The sequence below is a fragment of the Vibrio zhanjiangensis genome, from assembly GCF_030161235.1.
Taxonomy (GTDB): Bacteria; Pseudomonadota; Gammaproteobacteria; order Enterobacterales; family Vibrionaceae; genus Vibrio; species Vibrio zhanjiangensis.
In genome coordinates this window covers 118,064-140,841 of the sequence record NZ_BSPW01000067.1, presented here as the reverse complement: position 1 = coordinate 140,841, position 22,778 = coordinate 118,064, and the positions used below count along the sequence as shown (strand labels likewise).

Annotated in this window: 18 protein-coding genes; 6 read left to right on the top strand and 12 right to left on the bottom strand. The window is 41.1% G+C overall.

What is annotated here, in order from left to right; genetic code table 11:
* Positions 1 to 70 precede the first annotated feature (70 nt).
* Positions 71 to 979 (top strand): substrate-binding domain-containing protein, encoded by a 909-nt coding sequence (locus QQK21_RS15365; RefSeq protein ID WP_284193063.1) that lies wholly within the window; start codon positions 71 to 73, stop codon positions 977 to 979.
* Positions 980 to 1,171: 192 nt separating this feature from the next.
* Here the strand turns inward: QQK21_RS15365 and QQK21_RS15360 are convergent, their stop codons facing one another.
* Positions 1,172 to 1,684, bottom strand: a complete 513-nt coding sequence (locus QQK21_RS15360) for a GNAT family N-acetyltransferase (protein WP_284193062.1) — start codon at positions 1,682 to 1,684, stop codon at positions 1,172 to 1,174.
* A 144-nt stretch (positions 1,685 to 1,828) separates the two neighbouring features.
* On the opposite strand from QQK21_RS15360, the gene QQK21_RS15355 reads away from it, so the two are divergent.
* Complete coding sequence (locus tag QQK21_RS15355; RefSeq protein WP_284193061.1) at positions 1,829 to 2,305, top strand: HAD family hydrolase; 477 nt, start codon at positions 1,829 to 1,831, stop codon at positions 2,303 to 2,305.
* A 55-nt stretch (positions 2,306 to 2,360) separates the two neighbouring features.
* On the opposite strand, the gene QQK21_RS15350 is transcribed toward QQK21_RS15355, so the two are convergent.
* The 3 genes from QQK21_RS15350 to QQK21_RS15340 all read right to left on the bottom strand — a co-directional run bounded on the left by QQK21_RS15350 (position 2,361) and on the right by QQK21_RS15340 (position 3,921).
* Positions 2,361 to 2,687: an AzlD domain-containing protein gene (locus QQK21_RS15350; protein WP_284193060.1), complete on the bottom strand. Its 327-nt coding sequence runs from the start codon at positions 2,685 to 2,687 to the stop codon at positions 2,361 to 2,363.
* A complete protein-coding gene (locus QQK21_RS15345) occupies positions 2,677 to 3,396 on the bottom strand; it encodes an AzlC family ABC transporter permease (RefSeq protein ID WP_284193068.1) in 720 nt (239 codons plus the stop codon). Before QQK21_RS15345 ends, QQK21_RS15350 begins: the two co-directional genes overlap by 11 nt.
* Positions 3,397 to 3,660: 264 nt before the next feature.
* A complete protein-coding gene (locus QQK21_RS15340) occupies positions 3,661 to 3,921 on the bottom strand; it encodes a DUF5062 family protein (RefSeq protein WP_284193059.1) in 261 nt (86 codons plus the stop codon).
* A 273-nt stretch (positions 3,922 to 4,194) separates the two neighbouring features.
* On the opposite strand from QQK21_RS15340, the gene QQK21_RS15335 reads away from it, so the two are divergent.
* On the top strand, positions 4,195 to 5,052 hold the full coding sequence (locus QQK21_RS15335; protein WP_284193058.1) for an AraC family transcriptional regulator: 858 nt from the start codon (positions 4,195 to 4,197) through the stop codon (positions 5,050 to 5,052).
* A 171-nt stretch (positions 5,053 to 5,223) separates the two neighbouring features.
* On the opposite strand, the gene QQK21_RS15330 is transcribed toward QQK21_RS15335, so the two are convergent.
* Positions 5,224 to 5,982 (bottom strand): prephenate dehydratase domain-containing protein, encoded by a 759-nt coding sequence (locus tag QQK21_RS15330; RefSeq protein WP_284193057.1) that lies wholly within the window; start codon positions 5,980 to 5,982, stop codon positions 5,224 to 5,226.
* A gap of 386 nt (positions 5,983 to 6,368) precedes the next feature.
* Between QQK21_RS15330 and QQK21_RS15325 the strand changes: the two genes are divergently transcribed.
* A complete protein-coding gene (locus QQK21_RS15325) occupies positions 6,369 to 8,945 on the top strand; it encodes a hypothetical protein (RefSeq protein WP_284193056.1) in 2,577 nt (858 codons plus the stop codon).
* 260 nt (positions 8,946 to 9,205) lie between these two features.
* Positions 9,206 to 10,165 carry a DMT family transporter gene (locus QQK21_RS15320; RefSeq protein ID WP_348541506.1) on the top strand — a complete coding sequence of 320 codons (960 nt, stop codon included), beginning with the start codon at positions 9,206 to 9,208 and terminating at the stop codon, positions 10,163 to 10,165.
* Between the two features lie 45 nt (positions 10,166 to 10,210).
* Here the strand turns inward: QQK21_RS15320 and QQK21_RS15315 are convergent, their stop codons facing one another.
* From QQK21_RS15315 to QQK21_RS15290, 6 genes are all read right to left on the bottom strand, one after another.
* A complete protein-coding gene (locus tag QQK21_RS15315) occupies positions 10,211 to 11,137 on the bottom strand; it encodes an agmatinase family protein (protein ID WP_284193055.1) in 927 nt (308 codons plus the stop codon).
* 2 nt (positions 11,138 to 11,139) lie between these two features.
* Positions 11,140 to 12,372, bottom strand: coding sequence for an ATP-grasp domain-containing protein (locus QQK21_RS15310; RefSeq protein WP_284193054.1), 1,233 nt, complete (start codon positions 12,370 to 12,372; stop codon positions 11,140 to 11,142).
* 68 nt (positions 12,373 to 12,440) lie between these two features.
* Positions 12,441 to 13,538 (bottom strand): radical SAM/SPASM domain-containing protein, encoded by a 1,098-nt coding sequence (locus QQK21_RS15305; RefSeq protein WP_284193053.1) that lies wholly within the window; start codon positions 13,536 to 13,538, stop codon positions 12,441 to 12,443.
* Between the two features lie 402 nt (positions 13,539 to 13,940).
* Positions 13,941 to 15,716: an ATP-binding protein gene (locus QQK21_RS15300; protein ID WP_284193052.1), complete on the bottom strand. Its 1,776-nt coding sequence runs from the start codon at positions 15,714 to 15,716 to the stop codon at positions 13,941 to 13,943.
* A 313-nt stretch (positions 15,717 to 16,029) separates the two neighbouring features.
* A complete protein-coding gene (locus tag QQK21_RS15295) occupies positions 16,030 to 18,150 on the bottom strand; it encodes a hypothetical protein (RefSeq protein WP_284193051.1) in 2,121 nt (706 codons plus the stop codon).
* A complete protein-coding gene (locus tag QQK21_RS15290; RefSeq protein ID WP_284193050.1) occupies positions 18,150 to 19,745 on the bottom strand; it encodes a M91 family zinc metallopeptidase in 1,596 nt (531 codons plus the stop codon). The genes QQK21_RS15295 and QQK21_RS15290 overlap by 1 nt, the downstream gene beginning before the upstream one ends.
* Positions 19,746 to 20,237: 492 nt before the next feature.
* Here QQK21_RS15290 and QQK21_RS15285 point away from each other — a divergent pair, with 492 nt between their 5' ends.
* Positions 20,238 to 20,900, top strand: coding sequence for a YdcF family protein (locus QQK21_RS15285; RefSeq protein WP_284193049.1), 663 nt, complete (start codon positions 20,238 to 20,240; stop codon positions 20,898 to 20,900).
* Here the strand turns inward: QQK21_RS15285 and QQK21_RS15280 are convergent.
* Entirely contained in the window at positions 20,897 to 22,717 is a 1,821-nt protein-coding gene (locus tag QQK21_RS15280) for an ABC transporter transmembrane domain-containing protein (RefSeq protein ID WP_284193048.1), read from the bottom strand. The two genes, QQK21_RS15285 and QQK21_RS15280, sit on opposite strands and share 4 nt — an antisense overlap.
* Positions 22,718 to 22,778: the final 61 nt, after the last annotated feature.

The window sequence follows — 22,778 nt, the reverse complement described above, 5'->3', positions numbered from 1 at the left end:
AATGTAAGGATACGACAGAGTCGAATGGTATTTATCCCGTCAAGATCCCTCAGTAATGACAAGGTAAACAATGATGAAGATACTAAAAGCTGTATGTCTGATATTCGCTTGCTTGAGCTTTGGCGTAAAATCTGAAGCCATCTCCGTTGCAGGGTCAACCACGATCAAACCGATATTCGATCATCTCAATTATGTCTTAAAACAAGGCAAAGTCGGTCTACCTGAACAAGAGGTGGCTTCAATTGAAGCGATCAACAAAACCTTAGGGCCAGACCATCTTGCTAATATCAAGCAACATTTTGGCGACCATACATTTAACGTTCGCCCTGGCGGTTCATCAAAAGGCATCAAAGCTGCCTCTAGCAATCAAGTCGACGTCGGAATGGCGTCAAGAGCGTTAAAAGACAAAGAGTCACCGCTTAAGGCCTCGATAGAGGTTGTCAGTATTGGATCTGATGCATTGGTTTTTATGGTATCCAACTCCAATAGTATCAGTGACGTCTCGGTCGATTCTTTGTCGAAAGCTTTTACTGGCAAAATCACCACTTGGGAGGCGTTAGGATCAACAGGTGGAGACGTGAAGCTGGTAGGTAAAGGGGCTCACCATGGCACCCATGATGTGTTCCTAGAGAAACTTAATCTCAAAGGTGAGAAGCTTGCACCCATTACATATTTTGAAGACGAGCTGACTATCACAACCTCGCTTGATAAACGGTTTAAAAATGGACTGGCATTTGGCTCGTTAGGTGCCATTCCTAATGGGGCCATAGGGCAAACGATCAAGCTTGTCTCTATTGATGGCGTCAACCCAATGGTCAGTGGCCAATTTAACCCACAATATGATTATGTAAGACCACTTAACTTAGTAATCAACAAAGCATCCTCAGGCAAAGCGGGGGTAAAAGCTGTTGTAGCCTTTTTTAAAACAGAATCAGGAAAGGCATTAGTCCAAGCGTATGGGTTTGTCCCCACACCGTAACCAATATGGGGCGTGTAGAAGACGACACGCCCCAACTCGTCCGAATATGGAACGCCACAGCGATAAACGTCTCATTTCTCCACCACTACAGACGCAATATTTATCCCGTCACAACTTAGTAATAGAATATCATCGCCAATTCAAGTTCAACCAAAAGGCGTAGTTTTGATCCTGAAAACAAACCTTTACGGATTAAGTCGAGATCGACATCGATGTATTTTTTAGCCGCGCCATATGATAGACGGAGGCATATTCTCCGTTTCTAAACGCATAAGCAGGAGATTCCCCTTCAATCGCAAAGCCAAACTTTTTATACAAGCCGATTGCCGCTTGATTATCAGTATAAACAGAGAGCTCCAAGCGAGAGAGGTTTAGCCAATTATCGGCCAACTCTATGATAGCTGAAAGCAACTTGCTACCTACACCCAGCCCTGAATAATGATCTTTAACCGCCATCCCGAATGAAGCGACATGTCTTCTACGAGGATTAAGGCTGACATCAAGCACAATATGCCCAACAATGTCATCTTCTATTAATGCAACAAATGGATAGCAATTATCTGCGATATTCGATACACGTTTTACCCACATATCGGTTGATGGATAAGGCATTTGAAGCGTATTACTATAGGCATTTTTGCATTGGTAAATCTGTTTAATTTGAGTAGCACCCAAGGCTTCAGATTTTCGTATTTCAATGTCCATATTCATCCTTAAGATTCGTTATTCCCTACGCGCTTATAAAACTACAGCAGGAAATACTCATACGATCTACAGAATAGAGCATAATTAATGTAGAATCAGATAATAAAAATCAAGACATTAAAAACTAAAACATTTGGAATAAAAATGGAAGAAATTTATTTATTCGACTGGGGAAATACATTGATGGTCGATTTTAAAGGAAAAGACGGAAAAATGTGCGACTGGGACCAAGTCCAAGCAGTCGATGGTGCGTTGGAAACCTTGAAATATCTGTCCCAACAACATTCTATTTATGTTGCCACTAACGCTGCGGACTCAAGCGAAAATGATATTAAAAAGGCTTTTGCTCGTGTCGGTTTAGACTCTTATATAAATGGTTATTTTTGTAAAACAAACGTAGGCTTTGATAAAAGCTCTTGCACTTTTTATCGCAAAATAATTGATAAGCTCAACGTAGATCCTCAATCCATAACTATGGTTGGCGATACTTTAGAAAAAGATATAAAACCCGCCTTAGAAGCTGGAATAAAAGCCATTTGGTATAACCCTCAAGCTCAACATACTCAGAGTACTTATGATATCCGCCAAATCCGTCACTTATCGGAGATTTATTTGAAATGACGACAGTACGTATTGCTTCAGACCTCTTTGTATGAAGCAATACGCCAATATAAAGCTAGGCAAGTAACCAACTAAGAATCGAAAATGCCAACATACCACCAGCGACAATCAAAAGGGTATTTTTGCATTTCAAGCACAGCAACACCGTCATCACTCCTGCATAAAAAAATGGGCTCAAGTACAAAGTTTCAAGAGAAGATCCGTGCCCTAAAAATACAATCGGAACCCACATAGCCGTCAGCACGGAAGGCGCTGTATATCTGAGTAATTGCTTGGTTTTACTACCAAGAGAAATCGGTACTGATCGCATAAAAAACAAGTATCGACAGGCAAAAGTTACCAGAGCCATCAAGAAAATAACCACGTCTATGCTAAGCGTCATTTTGCTCTCCATTGGATGTATAAAAACCTGCAATCATTCCCAGTACCGTCGCGCAAATAAGCGAATATTCAAACCCTATGATATCTAATATAAGGGCGGCCAAACCACTCACCAGCACTGCTGATAATGTGGAGCGATCTTTTATCGTCGGAATAACTATTGCTATAAAAGTAGCTGCAATGGCAAATTCAAGTCCCAATTCTTCAATATTGCTTATATTTGATCCCGCAATTATCCCACCAAGGGTGGCAAGATTCCAAACCAAATAAAAGATTATTCCCGCGGTCACGGCATATACATAGCTAAATGAACGATTTTTGTCGATATGGCTGGTTGAAATTGCAAACATCTCATCTGTGAGAAAAAATGCAAATACTATTCTTCTAAACCAAGATAATTCTTTAATGTGTGCTTGAAATACTGCCGAATAAAGTAAATGTCTCGAGCCAATAACAAAAGTGGAGGAAAGTATGGGCAACGTTGGGCTCATAACACCAAATAAGGAAACACCAGCTAACTGAGCTGCTCCAGCAAATACAAATAATGACATTGATTGAGCTTGAAGCGGCGTTAGCCCCGCTTGAATTGCTAAAGAACCACACAATATCCCCCACGGCACAACCGCTAAGCATAGTGGAAACATCGCCATACTTGCCTGCACCATTAACGCAACATTCTCAGTGCGTTCAACCTTAGATAAACTGGACATCACTCGATCTCATCCTTTCGAATTGTTATTAATTGGACATTGTTTTCCATCCGCCCGTTGCAACTAACACTGGTAGAATGAAAACTATTAACATTAATAACATATTGAAATAATTAAAAGAAGCAATAATTAAGTTGTCATTAGAATACGAACAAAGGAGTAAATGACCGCTTAAATAAATGAAATGTCTGAGGTGGGTTGCGCAAATAATTAGCAATACAAGGAATAACAATACATATTATCCCTCGTATTTAGGTTAATCTCTTACTTCAAAGGGTCTCCTTCAGGGAGGGCATTGTGAATCCAAAGTGCCAGCCTATGTTTAATGCTCGTACCATCAAGTTTATTCTCTGGTAATGGCGTGATTTGCTTGGCATCAACCAAAAATAAATAGATAGCTTTAACTTTCAAAGGCTGCGGGGATTGGGGCAAATCAAAGCCTTGCATCTTGGCCATCTTTCCACCTATTTCCAATGCTTTTTTCACCAGCTTGTCTTCGTTATGAAGTTTCGATTTTTTTGACATTAATAAAGCCTCTTGAACCATTAACGCTTAGATTACATCAATCTCAGCCAAAGGCGTGTTAACCGACTCTCAGATTGACGTCATTCTATCGCCTTTTTAAGCCAGCTCTCATAAGCGAGGACAGAAAAATAATGAGAACCCACTTGCCTTACAAGATGTTTTCTGGAAACTGTACAAGCAAGGATACGATTGCGCAATCTCAATCAAGCCAACCCAAATCATCTTAGCTATCATTTCTTCGATTTTTAAGTTGGAAACAGGCAAACAACGAAGATGCTAAAACGTCGTGAACACCAAATAAAAGCCGTATGTGATTTTATCGACCAGAATCTGGATCATGAATTTTCATTGGAGCAACTTAGTTCGATCGCAGCCAGCTCCAAATATCATTTTCATCGGATATTTAAGTCATCGGTGGGAATAAGTGCAACCCAGTATGTGTTAATGGCGCGGCTGAAAAGAGCTTCATTACGATTAGTGTTTGAGCACGATCATAGCGTCACTGATATAGCATTTGAGGCTCACTTTGAAAGCCTAGAAGCTTTCTCTCGTGCTTTTTCGAGAATATTTGGACAATCGCCCTCACAATTTAGAAATCAACCTAAGTGGCACCACTGGCACTTACAGTTTAACTACCATCCCCCCATATTAGGAGACAAAATAATGGATGTGAACATCATTGATTTCCAAAAAAGAGAAGTTGCACTGATTGAGCATATAGGTCCTGAAAAGCTTGTCTACGAGACAGTATCAAAGTTCATCAACTGGAGGAAATCCACCGGATTATCACCGATTAAAACCAGCGAAACGTTTGGTATACCGCATTCAGATCCCAACAGTACACCTGACGAAGAGTTCCAGTTTGACATCTGTGGTTCCTATCAAGGTGAAGTTCCAGAAAACGCTTTTGGCGTAAAATCAGGCGTTATTCCAAGCGGCAAATGTGCAATAGCGGTTCATAAAGGAAGCTACGACCGAATCAATGAGTCTATAAGTTATATGTATCAGACATGGCTGCCTGATAGCGGTGAAGAGTTACGGGACTTTCCTTGCTTTTTCCGTTATATCAATCTTAGCCATCAAGTTGATGAGTGTGATTTATTAACCGAAATTTACTTGCCACTGAAATAAAAATTGGCGTGTTATAAAAGTTTATAATTCAAACCACACTCTCTTTATATAATAAAATTTGTGCTTACGTCACTCATTATAAATATTAGGTTTGTCTTTGGCATGAATGAAAGGTGAATTGGAACATTCACCTTTTTGTGGATTGTCACAGTTCGCCATTACTGGGGCGAATTATAGTTGTTTTCCTTGTTTTATTGCTTTGGCTAGCTCCTGTCGAGCTTCATTTTCACCAATTGGAGTTCGACGCTTTTCTACATTAACTAACAAGAAAGATGTCTTATTGTCTTTATTATCTTGAACACCTTTTTCAACAATAATTAGGTTTGGATAAACGGTCGAAAGAACGCATGCACCGATAGCTGCGGTACCTGACGGAAGCTCTCCTTGAGATACTTTTGCGGCAGCGGCAGAGGTCCCCTCTGGTACAGGTAGCTCTGTCGCGTTGAGACTATGCTTCCACATATTTATCTGTTTGAGTGCCGCGGGGTGAGATGCGATGGCAGAAATAGCTTTATGCTGCTTTACATCACTTTCAGTCATTAGAACACACATCTCAATTGGTATTGTCGTAAAAGCGTTCACTTGGGTTATTTTATACAACTTAAGTGCGTCAACTGTGGCTTGAACCAGCTTGCCTTCGATAGTAGAGTTTTCCACTGCGCTGAAAGCGAGCGTTTTATTTTCATCCGCTAGCTTAAAGGTGTTCGTTGGGGTTCCAGCAAAAATAACTTCGGCTTTTAACTCTGGTTTATTCGTAAACAGTTTACTAATTGCTGCGTCATTAAAACTACCCTTAGATGCTTGAACAAATATTTGATTTGTATCTGCTAACGCTTTCGGTGCTACCAGAGAAGAGATCGTCAGAGAAAAGAGAAATAGAGTTTTTACCAAGATTTTAGTTTGTGCAGTTGCGTTGAATAGTGTTTTCATGTTGCCTTTTTAATATCATTGTCATTAGTGGGTAGATTACCATTTAACATGGAAAACATAAAATCCGACCTCTAAAAACCCTTAATATATCATGACAATGTTTGATACTAATTGAATGTCATTGTGTCGAAATTAGCCTATCAAGGCTAAAAGTTATTTTTGCCTAATTCGCCGCTTTTTGCCATTTCAAAAACCTGTTACCAAACTAACATTTTATCCTTTCTCTTCATCGAGCCTTGTGATCTTCTGCCAGAGTTTAAATGACTAACATTTGCACAAAATAAATCTATAACCTACAAAAATAAACATGCACCAATAAATTCATAAAATCGCAATATTTTGAGTTTAATTTACACATCAACAACTTATGATACTTGAAATTTAAGATGCAAAAAATTGATACTGGTTTTCTCACTTTGCGCTCTGTCAACGAACGTCTGCCTACGTACAAGCTACCCAGCTTTGCTCAATCCATCGCGCGCATTACCCACAGAAAGAATGACGCCAACAAAGTGAAATTGGCTGCAATCAAAAAAGACATCTCTCGACATGTGGATACTCTGAAATTGAATCAAGAAGATAAGGCTAGTCTCATTAGTGATAGCCTCAGTCTGAAAGAGGCACGCGTGTTAGAAAAAGAACTTGGGCGTTTAAGTAAGCTTGATGAATTGGCAAAGGATCATCAATCAAGGGCAGAAAAATACATCCAAGATACCGCATTTTTAAGTAAAGTTGGCGCAAGACAACAAACAACCACTGGCCTAGAGATTAACGGTAATATTGATGCCAGCGGTGTGAAGGTCCTGAGCAAGACTTTCGGTATAGAGTTTGGCCAACGCTTTGACAATAACGATGAAGGCTCCGTGAGAGTCAATAACGTGAAACGTATTATGGCGCGGTTATGGACTGGTCTTTCGTTCAAAGTAAGTGATCACGTTGAACTCGGTGCGGGTGTCCAAACCCAATTATCAACAACCCAAACCCAGTATAAAAAGTTCACAAACCATAAAGAGCTTGCTCACTATCTTGCCAGAAAGTCGTCATCTAAGCTCACACAGCAAAAGCAAAAGGCCCTCAACGCAAAACTGACTGTAGCTCCCTTGCTCTCGGAACATGTTACCAATATAGACAGCAAGAAAGTAGACCATTTGTATCAATCGATGAGGCCGGAACACAGAAAAACATACAAACATGGCATCAAAAATAGGCACACTTCCGAAGCTGAAGTTAATGCCACGGCCAAATTTGCAATGACGCCTCGATATTCGTTAGTTGCTCAAGCCGCGCTACGAACAGCAAAAAGTAAAGAGAGCACGGTAGAAACTGTCTATGAAGAACTGACTCAGCACCTTACTCAACCAGAACACATTACCGAACTAGCGCCTTTTCTTAACGCATTTTTGCCCAAGATTGATCAACCTAAGGAATGGATGGCTTTTTCTGAGCAATTGGAAAAAGACATTAACGACTACTCTGACACGGTTAAGCAGCACGATTACATGAAATCGACCAAAAGATGGAACGCGTCACATGAATGCAACAAACATAGACTAGAAGACAAGTATGGCAACATTGGTCGTCATCAGCAATTGCAGTTTTTCCACTTATGCTATGCTTGGCTGAATGCCTCTGCTCTGCAACTAAATACATCCTCTAAGCCATCAGAAAATGGGTTTATGGGCTTCGCCAATCGAGTCAAACAAGCATTACAAAACGTTGACTTTGACTATTCGGTAACACGATTAAATCGATTGACTAAGGTAACTCAACATGTGCTAGAAACCAAAAAAGATCTCAACCAAACTGCAAGTGTCCAAGTGGGGCCGATAGCTCTTACTATTCACGAACGAGAGAGGCACTTCTCCCATCCAAGCCGCGTACGTTGTGGTGATTACCGAGACGTCAATGTGACGTTATCCGCTAGCACCAATTTAACAGAACTGCTGCAACTTCCCGCATTGCGCCAGCAACTTGATCAAGCACTAGCCGATCATCAGCTTGACTCCGTAGTTGATCTTAGCACCCTCTTACAGCTTGATTTGACAGGGCTAGTGACAGTGCAGCAGAGGTGGTTTCGCCCTGATGCAAAGAACCTAATTTTTGACAATCAAGAGCAAAAGCAATTCACCCGCTATTATGTAGGAACCGATGTTGTTGCCAGTTCCAGCGCTACAGCTCAGTCTGGCGCGGGATTTTCGTTAGACACAAGCCTTCGATATCACCAAAGACAACAACAGGTTATTGGTGAAAACATCCATCCAAAAGATTTCATTTACACTTTAGTGAGATTCAACAAACTGTATAAAGACGCAGGTAAAGATCTCTCTTCACCCAACAATCCATGGTCAGATTTTGTTCAGTCACATAAAGACAGCTATCACGATATGTTTATTGCCTTGGCAAACCAAGAAGGTGCCGTAACCGAGCAGGCAAAAACCTTGCTAGAGCAAGCTCAAAAGGAAGGGCGAGCTCTTATTAGTAAAAGCGAATTTTTCGACCAAATGCGAACATACTTAGAAGCTGCAAATACCGAGTCGTACCTAAAAGCCGAAAGCGAGGAAACGGTTCACCTAAACAAGGTATACGAAGACGCTTACTTAGAAGAAAAAAATGAAGAAATGGCCTACTTGGAAGCACTCAATGAGGCAACACAATCAGAGGAAAAAAACGAAGAAGCTGCTCGTTTAGACCAACTAAATAGAGAAGCGGCGTACCTAAATGCGGCAAACAATTCTAGAAACTTGGAAGATATCTTTGCCCAAACTCTTATCGCCTTAAATCAATTGCTGATCAGCCAATTTATAAAAACGGAAAAATTACACAAAGCGACTTGGATTAAAAAACCATTTAAGGTCAAACCATCACATGCACTCAGTAAAAAAACTCGTATCGCAAAAGCATTAAAGCTGCAAAGAAAGGCTCGTGTAATGAAAGAGACTGTCACACCTCGCAAAAATACTTAATCTATTTTTTTGAGCCTAATAAACCCTAAGATGGCATTTAGCCATCTTGTCTCTTCTACATACACTTACGGTATTTTATTAGATCGACATACCAACAAATTGGTTAATCAATAGTAAGAGAATTTGTGCTTAAATTCTCAATAATATATTTTACATAGGTTAAGCGTTATTAATTGCTAGCAGTGAGTCAAACAGACACCCCAAAAGATAGTATTATGAGTGCATTGCCTTTCGAAGGGAATTCCTTACTTTGAATAATAATGGTTAATACACTCAATATGACTCTTAAACACTATAACATAACCAATATCTGTTTATTTATTTCCTGCGTGATCATCTGGTCGACGTCTTGGCTGGCGATCACAACACAGATTTCTAACACGGCACCAGCCGTATCTTTGTTCTGGCGATTCTTTCTGGCTTCTGTCACTTTGTGTATTGTCGATTTTTTCCATTCTTCGCAGAAAATCAATAGCAAACGAGCACTATTTGAGTCAGCATTAATTGGCATCAGTTATTATTTTTTAGGGATTTGGCTAACGTATGAAGCAACCTATTATATCCCCAGCGCATTTTTGGCATGTTTAAGTACCACTGCGATTTTCTTCACGCTTTTCATTAAAAAGATCTTTTGGCAACAACCGTTGCTCAAGGTGATGATATTAGGTGCTCTCATTTCGACTCTTGGGCTGACTATATTCTTTTTTGATCAACTCTCATCGCAAGAGGGCGCAGCCAAAGGTGTCGCATTGGCGCTACTGAGTTTCTTTTTAATTGCTGTAGGCTCAGTAGTCACTGAACGCGTAAATAAAAAATATCAGATGTCCTCTATTAAGATTAATAAAATTGCCATTTTCACGGCTTGCATTGCTTTTATGATTACTTGTGTCTATCAGAATCAGCCCCTATCAGTCCCATTATCAGCTGAGTTCCTACTTCCATTGTTCTACTTAGGTATCGTCTGTTCAGCGCTGGCTTTTGTCTTATTTACTAGTATGGTCTCAAGAATGGGGACTGAATACGCTCAGTATGTTGTGTTTATTTACCCGCTTGTGGCAACGTATATCGCGTATGCTGTAGGAGAAATCAGTCTAAGTTTTAATATGGTGCTGGGAAGTGTCCTTGTCATCATTGGCTTTGCGGTTGGAATGTATAATAAACCAAGTGATGTACCCCAGCGGCAAGAAAAAGAACTTGGTGAAGCTAAAAACCCAAGCTGAATATAGTAAAAGCAACGCCTCTATTGGACGTTGCTTTTGTTCTACTTACTGATATTTGGCCACTCCAGACATAAAGTTGATGATGATTTCACAAGCAACCTGGGTCGTCATCGATTGAGTATCAAGCGGTGGGCTAACTTCTGTGATGTCCATCCCTGCAAAAGAGAAGTTTTGGGCTAACTCAAATATTGTGTCACTGACTTCCCAAGGCATTAAACCAGACGGGTTGGGTACACTCGTTCCAGGTGCCACAGACTGATCAAACACATCTATATCGACCGAAAAGTAAATGGCATCCACTTTCCCATCAAAGTGTTGATTCATTTTTTTGAGTAGATCGCCTCTTCCCTTGCTTCGAATTTCATAGGGTGTAACAACAAGTACACCTTTGCGCTCAAGATCTTGTAGATACTGTTCGGAATAGATATTGGCATTAATTCCTATCTGAGCGACAGCTTGATAATCGATAATATCTTCGAGCGTTTTTACCCAATGACCTGAGTGCTCTTTCCCTTTAACGGGCTCTCGGCAATCAAGGTGCGCATCAAATACAACAAGTCCTACTCGATGATTATATTTGTGTAGAATTGCGCGAAATATTGGGTCCGTAATCGAATGGTCTCCACCGAGTATAATAGGTGTAACGTGAGATGGTACAGACAAGACTGTCTCTTCAATATTTCCATGTGAGCGAGCAATATCATTCGATATATCAACACTGCCCAAGTTTTCGAAAAGATAGTTAGAGAAGTCGACTCGTTTATCGATACAATATGTCGAATACCCATCCAGTTGATCCAAAATGGCTTTAGGTCCAAATCGAGTCCCTGGTCGGTAGCTGACGCAGTAATCAAAAGGAATACTCAAAAAGCCAAAAACACGTCCTTCTGTTGACGGTTGGTTGAGCCATAAATCTTTTATCCATGTCACTGTAGCATCTTGCACTACACAATTACTTGCTGAATCTAACATAGTTACCTCAAAGAAAACTTCAATTGGCCAGCCGCATTTTTTGCAATTCGGTAGGCATCCTCAGCGTTCTCACCCTGTGTGATCACTAAGGCGAGGATATCGCCGTTGTTGCCAACGCCATCAATCGGATCTCCCGCCAATTTCCTTGGCACAACATGATGGACACCTTGGATTTCCAGTAACTCACTAAGATTATCGAAACAATGAAATATCCCATTTTCTTGAGTTGTGACTGCCACCCAACCTGTACCTCTTTGTAGAGACTCAGGTAAAGATTTAAACGTATTCATAGCAACATCAACGACTAAATGAGCGGGGTTATAGCCAAGGGCCAGAGGCATTGCATGGCTGCCAAAGTTGTCACCTATGAGACGAGGGTTCACTTCCAAAATCTTCACTTGACCATTCACGACCCGACATTCGGTATGAATAACACCACAATCAATATTTAAACAATCCAAGGCGCGAAAAACCTGTTCATGAAGCTGCTTTGCATACTCACCTTGAAATGGGAACATTACCCCTACTTCAGCAAAACCCTCATCCGGATTCGGCTGATTTTCTTTGTAAGTTACGCCCAGAAGGTATCTTTGAGTGCCTATCCCTTGCACAGACTCCACACTGAACTCTGGCCCAACTAAGTACTCTTCAAGGAGGACTTGATCAACCAATTGATAATCTGAAAGCTGTTCTTTTAGTTGATGGAAAGACTGAAAATAGGCGCTCAGATCTTCAACACTATGGATAAGCTTAACGAGAATGGAATCATTGCCGTTACTCAACTTGGCAATAAAAGGAAAGCCCTTGTCCTCGGCAAATGCTACCGCATCATCGTAGCAGTCGACCACTTTGAAGTACGGATTGACGTCTGAATAAGTCTCCTCAAGAGTTTGGCGCATTAAATGTTTGTGTCTAACACCGTTTGCAGCGTCGTATGACATGGATGGTAAATGCAACAACCGAGCTGCAAAGCAGGCTTGCGGAACATGGAGATCTGAGGTTGTTGTTATCCCATGAATGGGATGTGTTTCGTTCAAGCTTAATACTGCATCCCTAATAGCTTGCTCATCCTGAGTATCACAAATAATAATTTCATTTGCATAGCTTATTATTTCCGGGGAATATAAATGATGGTTCTTTGTCAGCAATGTTATAAAATAACCCTGCTCTTTAGCATATTTAAAGCTGGCTTCCCCTGCACCGGAGGGAGAAGATTCTATAAATGTTATATGCATTATCTTCACCTATAACGAATTACTATAATCGGATATCTTTTGCGATTGTGCTCTACCGCTCAACTTGCCTAATCGGAAACATTGAACACTGCAATTTGCTGGCTTTCACGCCATTGTTCAGGAATATCTTCAAGCTTTCGGTCTAATCCCTTTGACTCAACGCCTTTCCATACTCTTTCTCGAACAAGACAGTAGCCATCTTGAGGATGCTTTCGAATAGCTTTTGCCAACCTTGAATTCCAGACTTCCTCTAAGGTCTGCTCACCTATCGAACCTAGCGGTCGTCCCAAGCCATTACAGTCGTATACTTCACCATACAAGTTAACAAACAGGCCAAGGTTGACCTGACGACATTTATAGCCACCAGCCATGGGCCGACTCATGTCGTAAACCAATCCATATTCTTGATTATCAATATTTCTTATCATATTCAGCAGCTCATCTGAACGCTTCCACTCCTCTTGTCTTGTCCTTTTGTCTGCCATCCCTTCGGGAATCAAAGTGCTTATATAGTGATGGATATTGTTATCCCGACACCAGCGATGCGTTTCTGCTATATCTTCATCTTTATGGCGTCGACTAACCACCATATCTATCGCTATTCGAGTCGGAATTGATTTATTGAATCCCTTAGCAATAAGCTTGTCCAGTACAACTTTAGCCTTATCGGTATACCCCTTTACGCCAACCAACTTGTCATTTACTTTTGATTCGAATGTGGTGAACTTCAAGAAAATGGAGGCATTCAAATCATAAAGTCTGTCGATGGATTCATCATCAAGCAATGCACCGTGTGTAAATATCACTGGCACCATATCGAGTGAATGAATATATTCCAAAATTTCCCAAAAACTGGGGTCTAAGCTTGGCTCTCCCGCACCTGGAATTTCAACTGTTTTGGCTCCAAGTTTGTATGCCTGATATATAACCGATTTTCTTTGTTCTGTTGTCAGAGGGTTGCGATCTTTGTCATCGAACCTATCTGGCGTTCGATCACAGTAGTAGCACTTTAAGTCACATTCGTTGGTTAAATCCAAATCTAAATGAATTAACTGGTTCTCCTTCATACTTCTGTCCGTCAAGAGCGCATCATAGTCTGTACCAGCAAGCCAAAGATTCTCAATTCTCTCTTTCGCCGCGATTAAATGCTTTTTCTCATATTCCATAATATAGGCAATAGCTCATTGTTTGTGTTTTTTAAATGCCACCTAGAAACCGTCAAAAGTGGCGCCCGAATATACAGTCTTTAAGCATTTCTAGAATTTTTTGGTTATGCAGTATTTTTAAGATTAAAATCATTTCCTTACATTTTTTAATCTTGTCTTCAGTGCCTCTTATATTGATTGACAATTAAGCCAGTCCCACACACCGATTTCAGGTTGCGTTTACACTACCGACTGTTAAAAATTCTGAGTTTCTCCCAACCATAAAACCATATAAAAATAGTGGTTATCAGGGTAAATTTATAACCAATAGCAAACAAGATTCATAATGTTTTTTTGTGATGGGGTTCTGTTAATTCATTGCAGGTAAAGGATTTAATTTCTGGGTAGAATATTAATGCAGGCTTAATTCTTTGCGGTGCGCTTTTCTGCAAAGTTTTCGATTAATGACTTTTTCAAGGCTTCAAGTCTTAAAGGTTTTGTTATCACTCCATCGGCACCAGCATCTTCATATGCTTCGGCTGTTTCTAACGTGACATCAGCAGTACAGCCTAGAATAACACCAGAGAACATTTTTTTTCTTCGGATTAACTTAGTTGCTTCGATACCGCCCATTTCCGGCATTTGGTGATCCATAAGAATGACATCAAATGAGCTATGTTCAACTTTTTTAATCGCTTCGACACCTGTACAGGCGATAGAGGTAGTTAATCCCAGTTTCTCGCACAAACGCTTAGCCACAATTTGGTTGATTCGATTGTCTTCAACAATCAGTACCGAAATACCCGCCAAGTTTTCACCTGAGGTAAACTCTTTTGGCAATTGAGAAGAGCTCCCTTGAAGAACCGATATCTTTGCCGTGAAACAGCTTCCAACGCCAAGCTCACTTTCGACTAAAATTGTTCCCTTCATCGCCATGCATAATTCTTTGACAATCGACAGTCCTAGTCCAGTTCCCCCATAATTATGCATCGTTGTCGCATCTGCCTGTTCAAAAGGGTTGAATATCCCTTCTGTTCGGGTATCTGGGATACCAATTCCAGTATCCGCTACACAAACCGTAAATTCCTCTGTATTTTGATCATAATTGAGCTTAACACTTACCTTTCCCTCTGAAGTGAATTTCACTGCGTTACCGACTAAATTGTAAATAATTTGACGAATTCTCGCCTTGTCACCCCGTAAAATAAGCTCGTCAGGCAACCCTTCCGTATCAAATATAAGCTGAATATTTTTATCACTTGCTTGTTTACAAAAAGCGTTTCTAATTGGCACTAAGAGTTGTTCGGCTGGAAACACCTCCTCAAGAAGTTCAATGTTTCCTTGATCTAATTTAGAAAAGTCAAGGATCTCATTGATAACTGCCATTAGATGCTCACCTGATTCGAGTAAAGTATCCAAGTCTGGTTGTATGTTAGGATCTTTATTTTCTGATCGAAGCAACTGTGTGATACCAATTACACCATTCATCGGTGTGCGTATTTCATGACTCATGGTTGCCAAAAACATAGATTTAGCCGTGCTTGCCTCTTCCGCTTGGTTCGCCGCCTGTTGTAACGCCAATTTCGTTTCTTTGAGCTCGGAAATATACAAATTAAGGTAAAGCAACACCGTAGAAAATAGTAGGCACGTTGACAAAATCAAAGCATAGACAGTGGCATCATTGGTTAAGAAAATATTATGTATCAAGTTTTCATGGAGATGCTCAATCGCTTCATCCATCGTATCCGAAAATACCTCCTGTTCAAATGAGTACAAGGCACTGAAAGATTCTTGCTGGTATTTCAGTGGCAGCATTTTACCAAGCAGCCTTAGTTGGTTGCTGCCAGCTTGTATATATTCCTCACCAATATGAGTCAGGCTATCTCCTAGCCACATCACTTTTGGGAATCGGCCATTAATGTCTTGTAACGTTTCCTCTAACGCATTTAACTCAGCGGATAATTCGCTTATCTCATTACTCAACTGGTTTATTTTGTTGCTATTGTCTGTTGGCTTTACCAGCTGAACATAACTTCTTATATGTGTCAGACTCGTTGAATGAGCAACAAAAGCACTCTCAATTTTCTCTAAAACTGAGTTTTGGGTCTTGAACGCAAAAAAGCACGTTAGCGTTGCAGCCAATAATATTGCAATTGTGTATTCAACCAAGTGAAGTCGTTTGGCAAGGTTATCCCTCACGTTAGTCCTCCAAGTGGAACTCATGAATGATAGGTACCGTACTTTGCATTTCAATGTAATTGAAATAGAGAGCGATAGAGACTAACCATACTGCTACCGCTCCCCAAATTATCATCGCCCCTTTAGACATAGCGCCTCACATTATTGACATTATTATTCTTTGCACATTTAAGTTTATGAAAAAAGTGCGATGTCAGCCAACTAAGTTTGGGAGCCAAGCTGATGTTATTCATTTAGAACCAAGGGATATGATTGTTTAGCTGACAAGCTAGGTGCTCATCGACTACCGCAAACATCAGTGCAATGATAAGGCTTACTGCAGTCGGCTAGCTGAGATTAAGGCCTCATTTTCGACCACTTGAGACCAAATATCCATCAGAACCAAATGTTCAAAGGGCCTCCACCGCATTGCTGGAATATTGAGAACAGCGTATAACTGGGCACTGACATCGTGCCAGTATTTGTCACTGAGATAGACATCTGGACCTACAGATTCCGTAAGATAAGTTTGGTGACCTTGGCCCATTTGCAAAAACCAATCAACGGGGAAACGCTCATCAAAATGGGGTAAGCTTTGTGCCCAAGATTTAGAGGACAAATACCAATATGGCTTACTTAAATAGGCGTTAAACAATGGACCATGTGCAGAATCTGGCCAGATACGTTGTTGCCACGACAGAGGTAAATGGTGCATTCTTTGCTGCTGACGTAATTCGTATTGAAAGCGAAAAACAAAGTCTCCCAACATTGCCCACGCTTTGTGAGTATCCATGCTGGAAATAGTCTGTCGTATTGCTTGATACATATAGGGTAAAGCCTGACTCGCATTCAATGTTTGCGGAATACGTTCAACAACGTCGATAAGTAGAGGCATCTCTTTTTCGATCACTTGTAATGAAGGGTTTCCCAAGTAAGGTAAAGCGAAAAAGCGCTCCTCAGTCCTGCGCTGCCACTGAGTCCAAAGATTGATATAAGGTTCATCAAGCTCAACCTCAGACCAAGCATGCTCAAAATGCTGAGAGAGATACTGCTCGGTATCCAAGGTCAGCAAGGGCTGGTTTAGCTTTTGCAGTAAGGGGTCCTTTGTTTCATCAAACCACACTTCACTGCCCTCATACACCTGACAGCTATATAAACCACAGATAATTTCACCTTCATTAATCAAAAAACGCCCCGTCTCAAGCTCCGTTGCTGTAGCAGGACGCTGCATTATCTGTAGAGAAAAGTTGTTAATTGCAATAGCTTTAGCTCTTTCATACAATTGTCGCTGATAGCGAATAAGATCATCACTGGCAATAACAGAGGCAATGGCATCATCTATCGCGGTTTGCTGCATATTAAGTAAAGCCTTTCTCCAACTCGAAATATGCTCCATGGCTTGATCAACCATTTTTCGCTTAAACGAAAAAAACTCACTTCTAGCTTGCTCATTTATATTGCTTCTTCCAACCCCAATCACCATTAAATTGTGGATTAGAGCTTGGTAGACACATTCCCTTAGCTGTTTAATTTCTATCAAATCCGCATCCACTTCTGCATGCAGTTTATTTTCAACCACTTGTCGCTGGTCAGCACAGGCTCTTTCACCAAAAGGATGGGTAAGCTGGGGCGCTGAGTTATAACGATTAAGCATAAGATGCACATATTCTGTATCCATCTCAGCAAAAGTCTCATCTAACACTTTCTCTATCTCTAAAACCTTCGCACTGAAGGTTGCATCAAAGTGCAGCATTTGAACACCAATTATTCTTTTCGCTAGCTCATTGGTGTGATTTTTCAGTTGTAAATATTGCTGATAGATATGATTTGCTGATGCCCTGTTGATGAGCACTTCAGGATCTTCATTGACATAGGTATAGTGTCCTAATTCAGCAAACTGTTCCAATCGCTTTTGAGGACTGTCCATGTGAGACAATGTATCATAGTAACTCACGGCGAATCCGATAAATGGTATCGGCTCTAACGTGACTGACAATCTATCCAAAGCTGTCGCTGAATCATCCCACATGGTTCGAACCAATCTGTCATACCATGGAATTAAAGTGATAACATCAAGACCGACCGATAAACCTTCGGCAATGCCAGTCAACATTTGCCGACTTAGTGTTCGCTGTGCCAAACGCTGAAATTGCTTTTGTCTCGTTCCTGACGCACTACCTGAAGACGGTGAACTATCCTCAATGGCTAACGCGAGGCCCGACCATGCTTGGGCTTTCAAAGAAGCATTCTCTTCTGGAAAAACGAGACTCGGTATTTGCTCAATCGCGGCAAGCGACTGAGCATTTTGTATACTTGACGAGAACTCAGTATCAAGTCGAGTAAGCCAAGCTTCCTCCTGTTCTAGCTGACTTGTCAGCACATCACACATTTGCTGAGCTTGCGTACCACACGTAAACAATGACATCATCAAAGCTAAATAGTGAGCAAATTTCATTACAAACTCCAACATTTCGTAAGTTGGGAAACTGGCCTTTCTGCCATAAGGGTTACGTCTTGCTTTAATGCCAGATCCGCCCATGCTTGTTTCATTTGAAAAGGATTAATGACCGCTTGTGTGGCAAGTTCGCTGGTATGATTGATCATTATCGACGTGCCTTGGTCTGAAATATGTTGAGCGAATCTCAGTGCATTTACTTCATTATTTGGAGCAAAAAATGCAATGTTAGCGGCTTGATTAAGACTGGTGATTCCTTCACCCGTAACTTCACCAACCTCAATGGAAATAAACTTAACTTTAACATCTGGATCGTTCAAAGCACTTGCAATCGCTTTTTGTTGCAGTTCTTGAATAAACCTTCTTTTGCCATAGGAAAATTGTCTAAACTCATCCCCAGCGAGAATCACAATATCGCTGTCGGTTGCCAGCGCAATATCTATCACATTTTTTGTTTCTCGATTGATCTTAGGACTACGGCCATGATCGCCGAATACGCTGGAACTCATAACAACTAGGGGATTTTCAGATTTATCCAAATACGAGGTCGTGGTATGAGTGCGCTCCGCCAAAGCGCTGAGTTTCCCCGGCCGACGGCGAATCATTGAGGTACTTTTGCTCGATAATGCCGGTGAATCAACATGCTCATAGGAAATCATATGGCCAGGCCAGTACATATCTCTACTTGGAGCTCCAAGCTCTTTAGCCAAGTGGTATTCGGTCACTGGTTTTTCTTTTTTAAGTAAAGCAAGGTTGGTTTTCACTTCCTTATACTCAGATCTAGAAACACTTCCTTGCTTCTTCGCTTGATACCAAAGTTCACCATAACTTTCTCGACGCTCAATCGAGCGTTGGCGAGTCACCGTTGGAGTTTTAATGTCAGCCGTGTGGTCTTTGTTTCGATAAGCCACTCCCGTTGCTTCAAATTCCTTACGTGCTAGCTGAAATTCCACCCGTTCACCTTTGCGAAAGGCAAGTCCTTGCTCATCAACACCATCTACAGGTGCAATATGTGATACTGTTCGAGTGCCTGTGGGCAGCCCTCCTGAAAGATAGTCTCGCGCATGTACCAATTCATGACCCAAAGCAACGGCTGGCTTAATCGATTCCGTTGTGCCCGGTATTAGAGCTTCTGAACTGGGATCAAAATAAATGCGAGCAGGCACACCAAGCCCGTTGGATTGATGCCCGATATGAGACACATCTGCGATTAAAGGCTCAGTGACGAAGTTTTTATCTGCGGTAGCCTCGCTGATCACCACATGAATTTTCTTCAGCACACTCTCATCCGCTAAGGACTTGGGATAAGGCAGTGCTCTTGTTTGATTGGGTAACGATAACGGCTGATAGTGTGACACCTGATTAAGTAACGCTCTACCACTTGGCGTACTTTTGATTTGCTCTACTAGGTTATTAATACTGGAGATATACTCGTGTGATGTGCTTTGCACATAGATCCCTTTCTCGATCTTAAACAAGTAGCCTCTAGCATCCCCAACATCAATGATTTTTTTACCATCTGGAGGTCCATAGTACAAGGCTCCCGATGTAAATAACGAATAGAAAAACAGCAAAAATACCAATGATCCTCTCATCTCCACCTCTTGTAGATTTGTCGTTATGACGGTGGATAGATATTTAAAAAAGCAATATTTAACCTAACCTATCCAATACACCATCGATGCACACTCCTTGTACAAACTTCCACAAATGCATTTTAATGCACATTAATCATTCGAATTACGACCAAGATCAATAGAACCAGTAAATAACATAAAATCTTTGTGGTTTTTTTATTTTTGGAAGCAAAGATACCTTGCATATTAGTTATTGATAAAAAAGAAGAAATTATTTAAACACTCAATATATTAGTTATTTTTATAATAGAATTACAATGCATAAATACGCCAAACAAATAGGTTCACGTATACTCCTTGGAACTGACAATTTCTCCGTAACTTACCCATTATTAGGTCGAAAGATATTTATGAGTTTTATAACACTCCTTTTATTACTGTTATTCACAATCACAGCCAAGATGCTTAAATGGGAAAAAAAGCCTACATTTTTCACTAACCGTGTTTACCATGTTGTTTGTTCTCATAGGTACAGGCATTATTCCAGGCTATCTGTTGAACAATTTGCAAACACAATATGAGGGAAAAAACGAGGTGCATTGGTCTGGCAGTAACGCGATTGTTCTACTTGGTGCTGGCACTCAGTTTATTGAAGCAAACAATAGTTTTGAGCCAACATTCTTTTCATTTGGACGGATACATGAGTCGGCAGCACAATACTATGATTGTGCCAAAATAGAATCGATATGCAAAATTATCATTAGCGGTGGTGATGCCCAAGGCAATGGAGTAACTGAAGCAGATATCTACCAAAAAGAGCTGCTCAGGCTTAATATTCCCTCAAAAGACATTGTGTTAGAGGCAGACAGCGTCAATACTTGGAAAAATGCTCAATTCACGTCCGTACTGATCAATCAGCAGCAAGCTGATACAGTCGTACTCGTCTCTTCGGGTTTGCACATGAAGCGTAGTCAGCTTTACTTTAGCCATTTTGGTATTAACACGCTGCCAATAAGAGCAGATTATATGGACGCCAAATATTCACTCATACCACTATGGTACAACTTCGCAGCCACTGACTTTGCATTGCACGAATATATGGGAGTACTTCGCTACTACATTTACAACTTTATGGAGTGGAATGCGACACAAGAGCAATCTGGGGATGTTTAATCGCGACTGGGACTAAACTGCAATGTCACCAGCCTTTGGTACAATTCACAACGCTGCAATAGTTGTTGGTGTTCGCCAATGTCAATTAAGTGCCCGTGATCCAACACAGCAATCTGAGCGGCATGTTGGATGGTAGATAAGCGATGCGCAATTATGACGGTTGTCCGGTTGTGCATTAATGCATCCAGAGCCTGTTGAACATAATATTCACTTTCACTATCCAAAGCGCTTGTTGCTTCATCAAGTAGTAAAATATCTGGGTCTTTTAAAATTGCCCTCGCGATGGCAATGCGCTGGCGTTGACCACCGGAGAGCCGCGTTCCTTTTTCGCCAAGAAAGCTACGGTAACCCTGAGGTAATTTTACAATAAAGTCGTGCGCATGAGCTTTTTTTGCTGCGGCTATCACCTCTTCTTCAGTCGCATCAGGCTTACCGTAGCGAATATTGTAAAACACATCGCGACTAAATAGTGTCGGTTGCTGTGGGACTAATGCCATTCGTCCACGCAACTCATTAATTTCTAGATCTCGTATATCCACTTCACCCAATAGTACACGTCCTTGCTGAGGGTCATAAAATCTTTGTAGCAACTCAAATAAGGTTGTTTTCCCTGCACCTGAATGCCCCACAAGTGCGACCACTTTGCCTTTGGGAACGGTAAGAGTCAGTCTGTCAATGGCGGGGTGTTCTGGTCGAGATGGATAACAAAACGTCACATTGTCAAACCTAAGTTCGCCTGATAGAGCGTTAACTTCAATAGGAGAGATTTGAGGTGCCGCAATATCATTTTCCACCTCTAGAATTTCAAGTAATCTTTCGCTCGCTCCGACCGCTCTTTGAAGCTCACCCATTACTTCAGATATAGTAGCTAAAGATGAAGCAACAACGATGGCATAGAAAACAAATGCCCCTAAATCACCACCAGATAGAGTGCCATTGATAACATCATTACCTCCTACCCAAAGCATTCCAGCAATGGCACTAAACACAATTAAAATGACGCCAGCGATAAGGCTTGCTCTTTGCCTAACCCTTTTACAACCAATATCAAACGCCTTTTCAACTTCAACTGCAAAAGCATCGATTTCAAGAGCCTGCCGAGTATAGCTTTGAACTGTCTTAATTTGCTCGATTGCTTCTCCTGCATAGCTGCCAACGTCAGCAACTGAATCTTGGCTTTGACGAGAAAGCTTTCTTACTCGCCGGCCGTAGATTAAAAGTGGTAATAAAATTATTGGAACAGAGACTAAAACAATGACACTAAGCTTTATATTGGTTGCGAATAACATAACGATGGCCCCACAACACATTAGTGCGCTGCGCATCGCCATAGACAGTGACGAACCAATAATACTTTGTAACAAGGTTGTGTCTGTGGTGATTCGAGCCATAATGTCACCGCTTCCATTGGTTTCAAAATAACTAGGATGTAAGGTGATGACGTGGTTAAAAACCGCAAGACGAATATCAGCACTCACTCTTTCTCCGACGCTCGACACCAAATAAAAGCGAAAAAATGTGCCGATAGAGATCAATACTGTGATGAATAAAATAAAACCAATGGCACGATTAAGGGCTTCACCAGATTGCTGAGTAAACCCTTGATCAATTAAGATACGAATGCCCTGTCCAACTGACAAAGTAAGACATGCCGTCAGCACCAGAGCAAATAGAGCGGCTACCATCTGCCACCGATATGGACGGACAAAACACATTAGCTTCCCTAACACATGCAGAGAGCGGCGCTCAGTTAAAGAGACATTTTTCAACGGGAGATGAGAAGATACATTTTCATCATGTTTTTGAGCGCTTGGCATAATACCGCCTAGTCAATATTGAATTATGAATGATAACCTTAGGGAGGCGTTGGCGCCTTTC